General features: G+C 44.7%; 12 protein-coding genes, 1 tRNA gene and 1 pseudogene. 10 read left to right on the top strand and 4 right to left on the bottom strand.

From position 1 onward, the window contains the following. Positions 1 to 386: 386 nt before the first annotated feature. From H4W00_RS02675 to H4W00_RS02655, 5 genes are all read left to right on the top strand, one after another. Positions 387 to 1,682, top strand: a complete 1,296-nt coding sequence (locus H4W00_RS02675) for an MFS transporter (RefSeq protein ID WP_209956119.1) — start codon at positions 387 to 389, stop codon at positions 1,680 to 1,682. Positions 1,683 to 1,912: 230 nt separating this feature from the next. Beyond that, positions 1,913 to 2,776, top strand: coding sequence for an arylesterase (locus H4W00_RS02670; protein ID WP_209956118.1), 864 nt, complete (start codon positions 1,913 to 1,915; stop codon positions 2,774 to 2,776). Further along, on the top strand, positions 2,773 to 3,495 hold the full coding sequence (locus tag H4W00_RS02665; RefSeq protein ID WP_209956117.1) for an ABC transporter ATP-binding protein: 723 nt from the start codon (positions 2,773 to 2,775) through the stop codon (positions 3,493 to 3,495). Before H4W00_RS02670 ends, H4W00_RS02665 begins: the two co-directional genes overlap by 4 nt. A 14-nt stretch (positions 3,496 to 3,509) precedes the next feature. Next, positions 3,510 to 6,143, top strand: a complete 2,634-nt coding sequence (locus tag H4W00_RS02660) for an ABC transporter permease (RefSeq protein WP_442966424.1) — start codon at positions 3,510 to 3,512, stop codon at positions 6,141 to 6,143. Positions 6,144 to 6,368: 225 nt separating this feature from the next. Continuing rightward, positions 6,369 to 7,724, top strand: a complete 1,356-nt coding sequence (locus tag H4W00_RS02655; protein WP_209956116.1) for a valine--pyruvate transaminase — start codon at positions 6,369 to 6,371, stop codon at positions 7,722 to 7,724. 99 nt (positions 7,725 to 7,823) lie between these two features. On the opposite strand, the gene H4W00_RS02650 is transcribed toward H4W00_RS02655, so the two are convergent. The 3 genes from H4W00_RS02650 to hisB all read right to left on the bottom strand — a co-directional run bounded on the left by H4W00_RS02650 (position 7,824) and on the right by hisB (position 9,603). After that, on the bottom strand, positions 7,824 to 8,162 hold the full coding sequence (locus tag H4W00_RS02650; protein ID WP_327192737.1) for a hypothetical protein: 339 nt from the start codon (positions 8,160 to 8,162) through the stop codon (positions 7,824 to 7,826). 124 nt (positions 8,163 to 8,286) lie between these two features. Next, complete coding sequence (gene hisH, locus H4W00_RS02645) at positions 8,287 to 8,931, bottom strand: imidazole glycerol phosphate synthase subunit HisH (RefSeq protein ID WP_209956114.1); 645 nt, start codon at positions 8,929 to 8,931, stop codon at positions 8,287 to 8,289. Beyond that, positions 8,932 to 9,603, bottom strand: a complete 672-nt coding sequence (gene hisB, locus H4W00_RS02640; RefSeq protein ID WP_334684852.1) for an imidazoleglycerol-phosphate dehydratase HisB — start codon at positions 9,601 to 9,603, stop codon at positions 8,932 to 8,934. A 360-nt stretch (positions 9,604 to 9,963) separates the two neighbouring features. Here hisB and H4W00_RS02635 point away from each other — a divergent pair, with 360 nt between their 5' ends. From H4W00_RS02635 to H4W00_RS02615, 5 genes and pseudogenes are all read left to right on the top strand, one after another. Beyond that, positions 9,964 to 10,386, top strand: a complete 423-nt coding sequence (locus H4W00_RS02635; RefSeq protein ID WP_209956113.1) for a hypothetical protein — start codon at positions 9,964 to 9,966, stop codon at positions 10,384 to 10,386. 131 nt (positions 10,387 to 10,517) lie between these two features. Beyond that, a tRNA-Phe gene (locus H4W00_RS02630) sits at positions 10,518 to 10,593 on the top strand. A gap of 132 nt (positions 10,594 to 10,725) precedes the next feature. Beyond that, a pseudogene (locus tag H4W00_RS02625) lies at positions 10,726 to 11,029 on the top strand (DUF4385 family protein); the annotation flags it as partial. Positions 11,030 to 11,161: 132 nt separating this feature from the next. Then, positions 11,162 to 11,836, top strand: a complete 675-nt coding sequence (locus H4W00_RS02620) for a phosphoglycolate phosphatase (RefSeq protein WP_209956112.1) — start codon at positions 11,162 to 11,164, stop codon at positions 11,834 to 11,836. A gap of 205 nt (positions 11,837 to 12,041) precedes the next feature. Beyond that, positions 12,042 to 13,751: a formate--tetrahydrofolate ligase gene (locus tag H4W00_RS02615; protein ID WP_209956111.1), complete on the top strand. Its 1,710-nt coding sequence runs from the start codon at positions 12,042 to 12,044 to the stop codon at positions 13,749 to 13,751. A 28-nt stretch (positions 13,752 to 13,779) separates the two neighbouring features. On the opposite strand, the gene H4W00_RS02610 is transcribed toward H4W00_RS02615, so the two are convergent. Continuing rightward, positions 13,780 to 15,309 carry a YifB family Mg chelatase-like AAA ATPase gene (locus H4W00_RS02610; protein WP_209956110.1) on the bottom strand — a complete coding sequence of 510 codons (1,530 nt, stop codon included), beginning with the start codon at positions 15,307 to 15,309 and terminating at the stop codon, positions 13,780 to 13,782. Between the last annotated feature and the right edge of the window lie 63 nt (positions 15,310 to 15,372).

Raw genomic sequence — 15,372 nt, 5'->3', positions numbered from 1 at the left:
CAAGTAACCAGCGCTAAGTAACACGCTATGCTATCTTTTCATAATGTTGCTTAGCTCGCCACGACGGCCAATGGTTACCATACGCTAGTAGTCGTTGTCTACTACTGACCTCATAATAGTGTTAAATCTTATTCAAACTCTATTTAGACTAGATAATCTCAGTCGCTTTCTGCGATACTCATGCTTACTATATATTTTGATGCCTTATCTTTATTAGTTAACCTTGATAAACAGCTTTATTCAACTGCCTTGTTCAATATTTTATTATCTGCTTCCTACCAGTGATATGCGTTTTTTTCTAATTCTAATTTAATGTATCAAAATCACCGTCTTGGTGAAATTTTTTGGGTGTTATTTTATGAGTGGTGGTTCACCAGCGCTCTCTAATGATATGTATTTTTTCTCATTCTGATAGTCGTGCTGCTATGTCCACCCCTTCTGATTTACCGTCCAAGCCCAGCTCGGATTCGGCGCAACCGTTTAACCTTCCTTCTTCTAGATTTACTTTTTGGCTCGTATTATGTGCCATGATTTTACTAGGCACCAACATGCGTGCGCCCATTGTCGCGCTTGGCTCTATTGCACCCGTGGTGCAAGCAGCACTCAATATATCTGAGACCCAGATCGGTTGGCTGGGCGCGGTGCCAATGCTAACCTTTGCAGTTGGTGCACTTATTGCGCCAGCGATTGGCAAGCGTTTTGGTCTGGAAAACACCCTCATTGCAATGATTGTCTTTTTGACCATTGGTATGATTATTCGTACCATCATTCCGACCTGGATTGGATTTTTGAGTGGCACACTGATTCTTACCTTAGCCATCGGGTTTGCCAATACTTTGGCAGCGCCAGTGATTAAACAGCGTACGCCCGACCATATCCCACTCGTGACGGGTTTATTCAGCCTGACCATGACCGTGACCGCAGGCATCGTTGCCGGAGTGGTACTACCATTGTCGGAGAGTATCGGCTGGCAATGGGCACTGGGCGGTTGGTCATTTTTAGGTCTCTTTGCGATTGTTATTTGGATATTTTTACGTTTGCGTTTGGGCTCATCTACCAATCAAGCCGTTGCTGTTGCGTCATCTGGATCGTCTAATATTTCTATGTGGCGAACGCCATTTGCTTGGCATATTGCGATCTTTATGGGTGTCCAGTCCTTGCTGTTTTATACAGTGGCTAGTTTTTTGCCCTCTATTTTGGTGAGCAAAGGCTTGTCAGCAGTGACAGCAGGACAGATGGGCTCGGTATTCCAGTTTATGGCGCCAGTATCCATTTTGAGTTTAACTTGGCTAATCAACCGCGGACGCCCGATTCAGGCCTTGGCAGTATTTGCAGCAGTATTGAACGTTATTGGTTTACTAGGCCTCAGTTATCTGTCTACTGACTTAGCTTGGTTATGGTCAGGAATCATGGGGGTTGGTTGTTCGGCGATTTTCACCTTGAGTATGATGCTGTTTTCTCTGCGAACTTACACTGCCAATCAGGCCAGTGAGCTATCGGGTATGGCGCAAGCAGTCGGTTATATCATTGCATTTTTTGGTCCACTCGGTACTGGCTGGCTACACCAAGCGACTGGCACTTGGGACTTACCTTTATTAATCATGTTAATTTTAATGATTGGTAACGTTGTCATTGCCTGGATGGTCAGTCGTCCAGTGATGGTTGACGGTAAACAAATATAAGGCATGTAGACTTGTGACAGATAGGCTTATATTGGTTGCAATAGACTAACTGTTTACCTGTACTATTGGGCATCAATATTCGCTAAGATTGCACTTTGATTACACATTATAGGTTACCCCAAAGTTTGTTAAATAAGGCGCGTTAAATATTCACAAATAGCCTTTGTTGAATGTTTAACGCGCCTTATTATTTGCTACACTGGACTGCTGGTATATAGGACAAGATAATCATGACAAGCTTCTCTTTTAGTTCAATTCTACGCTCGGCAACACAAGGCTCTTATCATTGTGTAGCAGCTGTGCTGCTACTGGTAACGATGGTGCTAAGTGGTTGCCAAAAAGAGCCTGAATCAACTGACACTCAAGCGACTAATACTCAAGTTGCGACCAATCAAACCACGACTGAGACCTCGACGCAGGTCGGCCAGCAACAAAATAGTGAATCACTGACGATATTGGCGCTAGGCGACTCACTTACTGAAGGTCTTGGGGTAGCAAGTGATGAAAATTATCCGGCTCAGTTGCAAGCACGCCTACAAGAACTGGGCTATAAGAATGCCAAGGTTATCAACTCCGGTTTGAGCGGTGAAACCAGTACTGGTTTAGTCAATCGCTTGGACTGGGTATTACAGACTAAACCTGACATTACTATTTTAACAGTTGGTGCCAATGATGCCATTCGCGGTATCGATGTGGCCACCGTTGACGCCAATATTCGCACAGCAGTTAAGCGCTTACAAGATAACGGCAGCCAGGTGATCCTAGGTGGTATGCAGATTTATGACAACCTAGGCTCTGATTATGTGCAAGCCTTTGCCGCCATGTATCCAAAGATAGCCGAAGATATGAACGTCACACTTATCCCGTTTATATTAGAAGGGGTAGCCGCAGATCCAAAGCTTAATCAAGCTGACGCTATCCACCCTACTAGCGAGGGCTATACCATCATTGTTAATAATAATATCTTACCGATATTAAAACCTGAGCTTGAGCAGATAAAAGCGAATCAACAAGATTTATCAGGGCCAGCAAATACGTCAGCAAATACGTCAGCAAATACAAAAATAGCCACGCCAACTGAGACTACGCAATGACCTTACTAGACTCACCCGCTTCATCAGAAGCAGCCTTAACGTCAGCATCTAGCAATGATGCATTACTTACCGCCGTACAATTAAACAAAACCGTCCATGTTGGTGAACAAACACTGTCCATCATTAAAGACGTAAACATTCATGTGAATGCTGGCGAGTTCGTAGTGATTATGGGTAAGTCAGGCTCAGGAAAATCTACCTTGCTGGGATTGTTAGCGGCTTTAGATTATCCCGATAGCGGATCAGTGACCTTAGCCGATCAAGCATTGAATACCTTAGATGAGGATGCGCTAGCGGTTATCCGTCAGCGTGATATGGGCTTTGTGTTTCAGTCGTTTCACCTGCTACCAACCTTAACAGTCGCTGAAAATATCGCTTTCCCGCTCGATATTGCTCGTCGTCCTGATAAATTAAGAGTGACTGAACTGATTGAAGCAGTTGGACTGGGTGATAGGCGTAATAGCTTGCCCAGTCAACTATCAGGTGGTGAGCAACAACGTACCGCCGTAGCGCGGGCGCTAGTATCACGTCCAAAGATTGTATTTGCTGATGAGCCGACCGGCAATTTGGATGAACAAAACGCGGCACAAGTTATGCAGCTATTGTTAGACCTAAGGGAGCAAGTTGGCTCCGCATTAGTAGTAGTAACCCATGATGCGACCTTGGCCAAGATGGCCGATCGCGTTATAACTATGCATGATGGGCAGATTTTAGCCTAATGGATAATGAGTTAATGGATAAGCAACCTTCAAAGCTATCAACCGAGCAGTCTCAAGGCATAATGAGTCAAATTTTTGGCCGCAACCTAGGTACCAAAGCGCTAAGTCGTAGCTGGTGGCGACGCTGGGTATATCCAGTGTTGTTCCTACTGACTCTAACGTTATCGCTAGCCACTTACCTAACTCTCGACTCTATTCAACAGTCAGTGAATACCTATATCAACGACAATCAACGGGCACTAGTTGGTGGCGATTTGGTATTGACCAGTAATCAGGACTGGCCAGCAGAGGTTGTGACCCAAGTAGAGACAGTGGTAGATTCGCAGTCGGTGTATGACTATCAGTTCAATGTGATGGTGGTCACCGATGAGCAGACTGTGCTGGCCCGGGTGAAGGCAATATCAGCTGCTTACCCCTTATATGGCGAGGTAGAGCTGGCGTCTGGACAACCATTAGCGCAACAATTGACGTCTGACAGCGTGATAGTTGCTCCTGAGGTGCTGACCAGCTTAAACGTCCGCGTTGGGGACCGTATTACGATTGGTGAGGCTCAATTTACCATTGCAGATGAGCTGATTAAAGAGCCCGATCGTCCGTTGACCGCGTTTGGTTTTGGTGGTCGAGTGCTCATGCAACAAGACGCGCTTGCGGCAACCAATCTATTAGGGCAACGTAGCCGAGTGAGCTATCGTATTGAGCTGGCAGGTGACCCTGAGTTGATGGCGACCCAACGCGAGCAATTGACCACAATAATTGCGAACTATCCCGATATTGAGCTGTCCGATGCCGAGTCAGCAGATACCTCGGTCTCGCGCATCTCCGACAATGTATTGATGTTTTTAAAGCTGCTGGTCATTGCAGTATTGCTGTTATCAGCCGTGGCGATGTATGGTGTTATTACCGCCTTTGTCACCAAGCAGCAGTCTAATAATGCCATTCGTTTGGCCGTGGGTGAGCCTATTGGATCACTCAAACGTAGCTATTATCAACTGCTGATGGGAACGGCTATAATCGCTTGCATCGCGGCAGTATTGCTTAGCTTTGCGCTACTGAAGATTGGTCAACCCTATCTTGTAGCTATCTTACCAGCAGATATTGGCTTGATCATTAAACCTATCAGTGCGGTTAAAACCGTTGTGATTGCGTTAGTACTAACGGCATTAATTACACAGCGCGGCCTTAGTGCGCTCAATCATACCAAGCCTGCTACTTTACTCAACCAAGGGGCCAGTCAACAATCACAGCGCCTAACCTGGTACAAGCGCCTACCGATATTGTGGTATGGACTACTGCTGGCTGGACTGTATGGATTTTTTGCTTACGAAGTACAGTCATGGAAATTGAGCGCGCAGTTGCTTATCGGCTTAATAGTATTCATTGCCATATTTTGGGCATTGGCACGCGGTTGGTTGTGGTTACTTTCGCGCATTGCCATGCTCTCAAAAATAGGCTGGATGCCGCGTATTGCCATCCATAACCTTGCCCGCAAGGGCAATCAATCTGCATTATTCTTCGTTACCTTATCGCTTTCGGTAGCCGTACTGACCCTAATCACTACGCTAAATCATAGTATCAATGCACAGTTTGTGAATGCCTATCCTGAAGACGCGCCCAATATTTTTCTATTAGATATCCAAAGCGATCAACATGATGACATTGACTCCATGATTGAGGCACCGGTCAGTTATTATCCTGTCATTCGGGCACGCGTTGTGACCGCTAACGAGGTCCTAGCACAGGACATTGAGCCTGCCGATGGTTTTGATGACCCAACGCGGGTATTTAACTTAAGCTATGCAGATACGGTCATGGATACTGAATTTGTTACTTCTGCAGTACAAGATGGTGCCCTTTATGCACCTATTACTAATCCGACCCTACAGACAGATCAACAGATAGAACAACAATCAAGTCAACAACCTGCACAGCAAGTGCATCCGCTCTCTATCTTAGATACGGCAGCAGGTATGCTTAACGTTGAGATGGGCGATCAGATACGCTTTAATATTCAAGGCATCGAGATTATTGGCCAGATTACCAGTATTCGTTCGCGCTATGAGCGCGGGCCAAGTCCCTATTTTTACTTCTTATTTGAGTCATCTGTATTGTCTTCGGCCCCGCAGATTCAGTTTGCTACAGCTCACGTTATAGCCGATGAAATCCCAGAGCTACAAAGCAAAATTGTGCGGCGCTTTCCTGCGATTACCACTATTGATGGTACGGCGATTGCTCAACAAATACAAAGTCTAGTCATGCAGATGAGCCGTTTGGTGTATATCTTTACCCTACTTGCGCTGTTGACTGGGGTTATGGTATTAATCAGCTCATTACTATCTACCTCACAAGATCGCATGCAAGAAAGCGCCTCGTTCCGTCTGTTAGGGATGCAAAAGCGCGACTTGTATATGCTCAATATTTTAGAGCTTGGATTATTAGGTATTAGTGCTGCGGCATTTGCGGTGACTATCGCTAGTCTTGGTGCTTGGGCAGTTATTACTTACTGGTTTGATTTACAGTTTAGTATGCCGTGGGCCAGTATAGGTATTGGCAGCCTAGTATTATTAGCATTATTATTTAGCATTTCGATTATCTATGTGCGCTTGGTTATTGGCCGCGGAATTATGGCGCGAGTACGGGCAATGATTTAAGGGTTTTATAGTATTGCTAAAAACTTAAAGCTAACTTGCAGCCAATTTATAGATAACGATCAAGACCTATATTGAGCGACCCAACACTAAGATTGTTAGGCTCCAAAAGTCTAACGATCATATCTTTATTTTAGGGTTGGTATAGACTTACTTAAAGTTTGCTATTTGTTATACTAACCTCTAAATGATTTATTTTATATCACTTTATAACCCTAGAGTAACCTTATGAATTTCTCAAAATTTGGTCAAAAATTTACCCAGCCAACCGGTATTTCTCAGTTAATGGATGATTTGGGCGATGCCTTAAAAAGCGATCAACCAGTCAATATGCTGGGTGGTGGTAACCCTGCTCGTATCGAGGCAGTCAATGAGTTATTTTTGCAGACCTATCAAGCGCTTGGTAGTGACGGTATCTTTGATAAGAAGGGTTCTGATAAAGAGGCCGCTGACGGAACAGCAAGCACTGCCATCACTAGTATGAGTAACTACTCCAACCCGCAAGGTGATGCTGCCTTTATCGATGCGTTAGTTGGCTTCTTCAATCGTCATTATGATTGGAACTTAAGCGCTGATAATATTGCTCTGACCAATGGCTCACAAAATGCCTTTTTTTACTTATTCAATCTGTTTGGTGGCGCGTTTACAGATGAGCAGAACCAATCGATAGATAAATCAATTCTGCTGCCATTAGCACCTGAATATATTGGCTACAGTGATGTGCATGTCGATGGTCAGCATTTTGCGGCGGTATTACCGCATATTGATGAGGTTACTCATGACGGTGAGGCAGGGTTCTTTAAATATCGAGTGGACTTTGAGGCACTTGAAAACCTGCCCGCCCTGGTTGAAGGTCGTATCGGCGCGATTTGCTGCTCACGCCCAACCAACCCAACCGGCAACGTGCTAACCGATGAAGAAATGAGCCGTTTAGCTGATATTGCCAAACGCTATGAGGTGCCGCTGATTATTGATAACGCCTATGGTATGCCGTTTCCTAATATTATTTATTCTGACGCGCACCTGAACTGGGATACCAATACCATTTTATGCTTTAGCTTGTCTAAAATCGGTTTGCCAGGCGTGCGTACTGGTATCATCGTGGCTGCTCCTGAAGTCATCTCTGCAGTAAGCTCAATGAATGCCGTAGTCAATCTGGCCCCTACCCGCTTTGGTGCCGCGCTTGCTACACCTCTAGTGAAAGATGATCGTATTAAGCAATTATCTGATGAGGCTATTAAGCCATTTTATCAGCAGCAAGCCAATACCGCGGTACGTTTATTAAAAGAAGCCTTAGGTGATTATCCCTTATCCATTCATAAGCCAGAAGGGGCGATATTCTTGTGGTTGTGGTTTAAAGACTTGCCTGTTACTACCCTTGAGCTATACGAGATTCTTAAGGAAAAAGGCACGTTGATTGTGCCGAGCCAATACTTCTTCCCCGGTATCGATGTCGATAACTATAAACATGCGCATGAATGTATTCGCATGAGTATTGCTGCTGATGAGCAGACCCTGATTGATGGTATTAAGGTGATTGGGGACGTGGTACGCGAGTTATATGATAAGTCATTGGTGAAGTGATACGTGAGTTGTATGATAAGAAGTAGGCTAGCACCAATTCGGGGCTATCCTACTTAAGCTCGTTTCAAAATAGACTAAGACTAACCCAGTCTAAGGTCGTTATTTTAACAATCTGGTTGGTTTGGTAACTGATTGAAAAACCTTTGTCCACATTGTGAGCGCATAGAGCACGTAAGAGAGCAGACAAGTATTGATAAGATCATGGATGCTGGCCTTTAGCTCTACACTTCGTATGCCAGAGATACCTAACTCTGTAATAGTATGGCGATTGTCTAAATACTCGCCTAGTATGGCAATACAGGTCACCATGATTAAAGCGATAAACGATCTAATACTATATTTTCTAAAAATTGGACGCAGCAGGATTAAACTCAATAGATAAACGCTGATGCCCACATACATATGTAGGGCATCTTTTTCTAGTCCTGTGGCATTCATAATGCCGATCTTCAAGATATAAAAATCCACTGTATTTTCCGCGTGTCAGAGAGTAGAAAATAACTAAGAATAAAAGAGTGTTTGCCTACCCTATTGCTGAAGTAAGTAGTTAATCCACGTTTGTCTAAATATCCCACTCTACAAAGTTCTTTAATAGCTGCAAGCCTGCACTATGGCTTTTTTCTGGATGAAACTGAGTGGCAAATAGGTTATCTTGCAAGATACTGGCACAAAACGGCTGACCATAATCACAAACAGCAGCGACTTGCGTACTGTCTGCTGGTTCGCAATAATAGCTGTGCACAAAGTAAAAGTGCGAATTGTCAGCAATGCCATGCCATAGTGGGTGCTCAAAATCCATACTGTTTATAGTATTCCAGCCCATATGCGGCACTTTAATCAGCGCATCTTTTTCATCGGTCCATGCTGGATCAAAGGCTTTTACTTGCCCGTCTAAAATATCCAGACAAGGCGTACCATCATTTTCGGCAGACTCAGTAAATAACGCCTGCATACCCACACAGATGGCCATGACTGGCTTATTAAACACTGCATGGCGTATTACATCATCAATACCTGCCTCGTGCATGCCAGCAATACAAGCACGCATCGCACCAACACCCGGAAAGAAAATCTTATCGGCAGCAGCGACGATTTTGGGGTCATTGGTGATAGAAACATCAGCGCCGACGGCTGACAGTGCTTTACTGGCTGAGTGTAAATTACCCATACCATAATCTAATAACGCAATCTTTGTCGCTCTGCCCATTTAGAACGCCTCTTTGGTCGATGGCAAGGTATTTAGCGCGCGCTCATCATACTCGCAAGCCATACGTAGCGAACGGGCAAAAGCTTTAAAGGTACTCTCGATTTGGTGATGGCTATTTTTACCTTTTAGGTTATCTAGATGCACAGTCATCCACGAATGATTGACAAATCCATAGAAAAATTCACTAAACAGGTCGACATCAAATCTACCCACATGCGAGCGAGTAAATGGAACATCCATATGTAGTCCTGGACGGCCCGAGAGATCAACGACCGCACGGCTTAAGGCTTCGTCTAATGGCGCATAAAAGTGTCCGTAACGACGAATACCTTTTTTGTCGCCTAGCGCTTTAGCAAAGGCTTGGCCAAGAGTAATACCCGTATCTTCAACACTATGGTGATCGTCAAGGAAAGTATCGCCAGTGCACTTAATCTCCAAATCGAAAAGACCGTGACGCTTAATTTGATCGATCATATGGTCTAAGAATGGCACACCGGTGTCTACAGTACCTTGACCCGTACCATCAAGATTGACTGTACAGGTTACTTGGGTCTCAGCAGTAATACGCTCAACGGTTGCGATACGTGCGGCACGACCATGTAGGTTGTGGCCTGATGATGAAGCGGTGCTTTGATCTTGATCTTGAGCTTGTGAAGTAGAATTGGCTGTCATGGCTATCCTCTGTTAAGTATAAAAACATTCAATAGAGATGGGGCTAAAAAATTAACCCAACGTGTCCTCAACATGAGAACACTAAAGTTTTAATAGGTATGAGTTGGCTAAAATCTATCCTAATTTATCTAGAAACACTAGAATTAAGACAGACCGAGCGTTATCTAACCTCATCATAGCAAACCCTAAGATTTACTGCCACGACCAAGCAGTAAACCACGCGTAAATTCGCGCAATTCTGCTAAAATAGTGGATTAAGTTTTATCAATCATTGCCGCACGCTTACCATTTGATGTTACGCTCTAGCAAGTTGATGATACGCCCTACTAGACACTCCTTACTAGACAATAGGAACTAACGATGCCTTTAGAAGCCATTGCTATCAATAGCTTAGATGCCCCCCTTATTCAAAAGCCAGCTCGCGAACATGAATTAGCCGAACGCTTGCAGGCCCTGTATGATACTGATGATAAACATCCCAATGGCGCAGAAGTTTTGGGGATTGTAGAACAAGGGTTTAAACGTGGGCAGTGTCTATATGTTGGCATGTTCAATGACAAACCTATCGCTGCGGTAGGCTGCTTTGATGATGGGCAGACTGATGCCAAACGCCTGCAATATTTAACAGTGCATCCAGAAAACCGTAATCGTGCGATTGATGCAAAGTTTATCAAGTTGGTCTATGATGCCGAAGTCAAAAAAGGTGTCCGCCAGTTCGTGCCCGTTGATAGCGATATCCACCACATCATGAGTGAATACGATCTGCTAAGTATCAAAAACTAAAAGCGATTATTTTGTAGAATAAGGTAAAATATTTTGAATTAGCAGGCTGTTTCTTATCTTTTATAGCAAATAAAGCAAAAACAGCTTGACAGTAACGCCTATATTTAGTTTAATGACGCCTCAACGAAGACGGCTCGATAGCTCAGTCGGTAGAGCAACGGATTGAAAATCCGTGTGTCGGCAGTTCGAACCTGCCTCGAGCCACCATTCGTTACTAGATTCTAGGAAATATTAAATAAAAGACCCCTAAACGTTCACGTTTGGGGGTTTTTTTATGCTTATAGATTATTGCTTAAAAACCTACGATACGCTTGTATAACACTATTGGGCTGTTGTTTGTATCTAGCCGCTGATGACTTTGTCGGTGCGGATATGGCACGTAAGTTCATCCAAATAGGTTACACACGGGCGCGGCGTTATGCCAATCATAGAGGTGGCAAGAAGTATAAAGGCGTTATACCTGACGATAAAGAAGGGCCAAAGTGGCGCACATGGCCGTGAAGAGCTGCCATGCCAACCAGAAGATCCCATTAAGACTGAGTCCGCACGTATCTTTGAACAAAAATGGGATTGTTGCCGAAAAAACAAAGATTATCTTGCTATGAAAGCTGAGCATCGACAACGCTATCAAGAGGTTGAATAACGACGGCAAGTCACAAAATAAACTATAATAATTTTAGACTCAATAGCCCGCTGTGCTAAGGTAAGAACCAATACGCTTAGAACAACACGTTACGCCACCCTTTCATACTACAAGCTACAATGAGATTAAATAATGACTAAAAAACTTTTGATTTTTGATTTTGATGGCACCTTAATTGATAGCGTCCCTGACTTGGCTGATGCCACTAATATTATGCTCACACAATTGGGCAAACCGACTTATCCGATTGATACCATAAAAGAATGGGTAGGTAATGGTGCACGATCACTGGTTGAACGCGCTCTATCAGGTAGTATTGAAGTTGATATAAGCTTATCTGTAGCAGAAGTGGAAGCCGCTGAACGCTTATTCTTTGCGGCATATGGTGCCCATGACTCTAGCAAAACCACTGCTTATCCTAATGTTGACCAAGGTTTGAGACAATTAAAAGAGGCGGGCTTTACCTTAGCATTAGTCACTAATAAGCCCATTCGCTTTGTCCCTAAGATTTTGGAGGGCTTAGGCTGGACGCCACTATTTGATATAGTGTTAGGTGGTGATAGCTTACCGGTTAAAAAACCTGATCCTGCCCCGCTACTGCATGTCTGCGAGACCCTTAAATTTGACCCAAACCAAGCATTTATGATTGGTGATTCTATCAATGATATCTCAGCTGGCAAGAATGCAGGCATCGATACTATCGGATTGTCTTATGGTTATAATTACGGCAAAGATATCCGTGACAGTGAGCCAAATCAGGCATTTGATAATTTCGCAGATTTGCTTGCTTATCTTATAAACAAATAAACTTGTCGCGTCCTAGTTTTTAGTGTCTAGTTTTTGGTGTCTAGCTTTTGGTGCTCTAATTAAAAATATGAACGCCAAAAGTCTCGACGACATGCCCATATCATACCGCTCCCAAAGATTAACATAGCGAGTTTGCTGAGGTTGTTTTTTTGGGCCCAATATAAAATAGTATTAAAGTGATATAACTACTAAAGAGACCTTTAACATGACCGTACCTAGCGATATTGCCATCGCCCAGAGCGCAACTTTACAATCAATCAATAGCATTGCCGAAAAAATCGGCCTATCCACCAATAATATAGAACCTTACGGCCACTACAAGGCGAAGATAAACCCCAATGATGTATTTGCCAAACCTGCTAAAGCCAAACGCAGCAAATTAATATTAGTTACTGCCATTAATCCGACGCCTGCCGGTGAAGGTAAAACTACAGTAACGATTGGTCTAGCTGATGCTTTAAACCGCGTGCATCAACAGCAAAACTCTGCTGAGCTAACGATGGTTGCCTTACGTGAGCCTTCATTAGGCCCAGTGTTTGGTATGAAAGGTGGTGCGGCTGGTGGTGGTTATGCGCAAGTGTTACCAATGGAAGATATTAATCTACATTTTACCGGTGATTTTCATGCTATTAGTGCGGCAAATAACTTACTGGCCGCAATGCTAGATAATCACATTTATCAAGGCAATGAGCTAGATATTGACCCCAAACAGGTATTTTGGCGGCGGGCAGTGGATATGAACGACCGCCAGCTGCGCAATATTATTAGTGGTCTGGGCAAAACCACCGATGGCGTCATGCGTGAAGATGGCTTTGATATCACTGTTGCCTCTGAAGTTATGGCTATTTTTTGCTTAGCGACGGATTTGGCCGATTTAAAGCAGCGCTTGGGTAATATTTTAGTTGCGTACAACAAAGACAAACAGCCCGTTTATGCCAGAGACCTCAATGCCCATGGTGCTATGACCGCCTTACTAAAAGAGGCGCTCAAGCCCAACTTGGTGCAAACCATTGAGGGCACGCCAGCCATTGTTCATGGCGGTCCTTTTGCGAATATCGCTCATGGCTGTAATTCGGTAATTGCTACCCGCGTTGCCATGCATTTGGCAGATTACACTCTCACTGAAGCTGGCTTTGGCGCTGACCTTGGTGCGCAGAAGTTTTGTGATATTAAATGCAGACTATCAGGTCTCACGCCAGATGCTGCCGTTATCGTGGCCACCATTCGAGCACTAAAGTATAATGGTGGCGTTGCTAAAAATGAGCTGACCGCTGAAAACTTGCCAGCGCTTGCACAAGGTCTACCCAACTTATTCAAACACATCGAGAATATGCAAGAGGTATACGGCTTATCAGTAGTAGTCGCCATTAACCAGTTTGTCAGCGATACCGATGCCGAAATAGAAATGGTACGACAAGCGTGCCGGGAAAAAGGTGTGGAAGTTGCTTTAACTCAAGTGTGGGAAAAAGGCGGTGCTGGCGGGGAAGCGTTAGCGAATGCACTGCTTAAGCTACTCAAAGATAAAGAGAACCAACCCAGCCAATTCCGTTTGGCTTATGACAGTGACAATAGCATTGAGCATAAAATTCGTACGGTTGCGCAACGTATTTATGGCGCCAAGGATATTGATATCAGTAGACTTGCGCAATCTAAAATCCGCCAATTAGAAACGCTCAATCTAGATAAAATGCCTATCTGTATCGCCAAGACTCAATATTCACTAAGCGATGATGCCAAGCTACTCGGACGGCCTACCGGCTTTGATATCCATGTGCGTGACATTAACATCTCATCCGGTGCAGGATTTATTGTGGTTATCTGCGGGCCTATCATGAAAATGCCAGGTCTACCCAAACGTCCTTCAGCCGAACGCATTGATGTGGACGACGCTGGCAATATTACTGGATTATTCTAGACGACACTGTCTGCAAAGAAAATCAATACTATTTACTCCGATAGCTAAGCGCTTCTGACACATGAGCGCTAGTAATATCTAAACTATCTGCCAGATCAGCAATCGTACGGGCGACTCGCAATACCCGGTGATAGCCACGGGCCGATAGATTAAGGCGCTGCTGTGCCATCTGTAATAATTGTTGCTCGCCCTCGCCTAGTGTTACGTGTTTATCAAGATCACTAGGACTTAACTCATTATTGACTTTTTGTTGCCGCGCAAGTTGACGCTTATGAGCAACTGAAACGCGAGCACGTACTTGCTCGGAAGTTTCACCAGCGCTACTATTTTGCAAATCAGCAATCGGTAATGCAGGCACAGTAATGTGTAAATCGATCCGATCAAGTAGCGGTCCTGATAGCTTATCTTGATAGCGCTTAATCTGTTCAGGACGACAGCGACAACGCTCTGACGTATCGCCATAATAGCCACAGGGACAAGGATTCATCGCTGCAATCAACTGAAAGTTTGCAGGAAAAGTTATTTGCGAATTGGCACGGCTAATAGTGATTTGCTTGGCTTCTAACGGCTGACGCAGTACCTCCAACACACTGCGGTCGAACTCAGGTAACTCGTCTAAGAACAATACACCTTTATTAGCTAGAGTAATCTCTCCAGGTTTTGGCTTTGAGCCACCGCCAACTAGTGCGACGGCCGATATCGTGTGATGGACTTGTCGAAAAGGACGCGTACCATAATCGTAATCACTGTCCGCGACCGAATAGGTGCTAGCAACTTCTAACGCATCTTCTGGGCTCAAATCCGGCAAGATAGTCGGTAGCCGTGATGCCATTAGCGTCTTACCAGAACCGGGCGGTCCAGTGAATAATAACGAATGCCCACCTGCCGCCGCAATTTCTAACGCTCGCCGCGCATGATGCTGACCCTTAACATCTACTAAATCTACCTGGTAGACGGCATTGGCTTGGATGCGGCTGAGGGGTACAACAGCCAAACGTGCATCCGTCGCCTTGGGGTCTGCTAATGACTTTAGATGATCGCAGACTGCTTTTAGACTTTTTGCTGCTAAAACAGTCACTCCTTCAACCCGACTGGCCTCAGCACCATTATCTGTTGGCACAACCAATTGCCGCTGCGCTTGTAACTCTCCTAATGTCAGCGACTCCGCTTTCATCGCCCGCGCTATGGCTAAGCTACCCGTCACTTGTCTCAACTCACCATTCAGTGCTAACTCCCCGATAAACTCAAACGCTGACAGCGCTTCTGGATCAAGCTGATCACTGGCGGCCAAAATACCAATCGCAATAGGTAGATCTAACCGCGCGCCATCTTTTGGCAAGTCCGCAGGTGCTAAATTGATGGTGAGGCGTCGATTAGGAAACTGAAAGCCGGAATTTAGAATAGCGGAGCGTACTCGATCTTTGCTCTCACGAACTGACGCTGCTGGCAAACCCACGATAGTCAGGGCCGGCAAACCTGATGATAGGTGGACCTCAATAATAACTGACGGCGCGTGCAAACCAACGACCGAACGAGTGGACACCTGAGCAAACGACATGAGAACTTCCTGATATAGGGAATTATTAATGATAGAGCATCAGCTATCTGCACGCAAATCTCA

The organism is Psychrobacter sp. PL19, assembly GCF_017875835.1.
Lineage (GTDB): Bacteria > Pseudomonadota > Gammaproteobacteria > Pseudomonadales > Moraxellaceae > Psychrobacter.
Note: the sequence above shows the minus strand (reverse complement) of the source record. Positions and strands in the feature narration are given on the sequence as shown.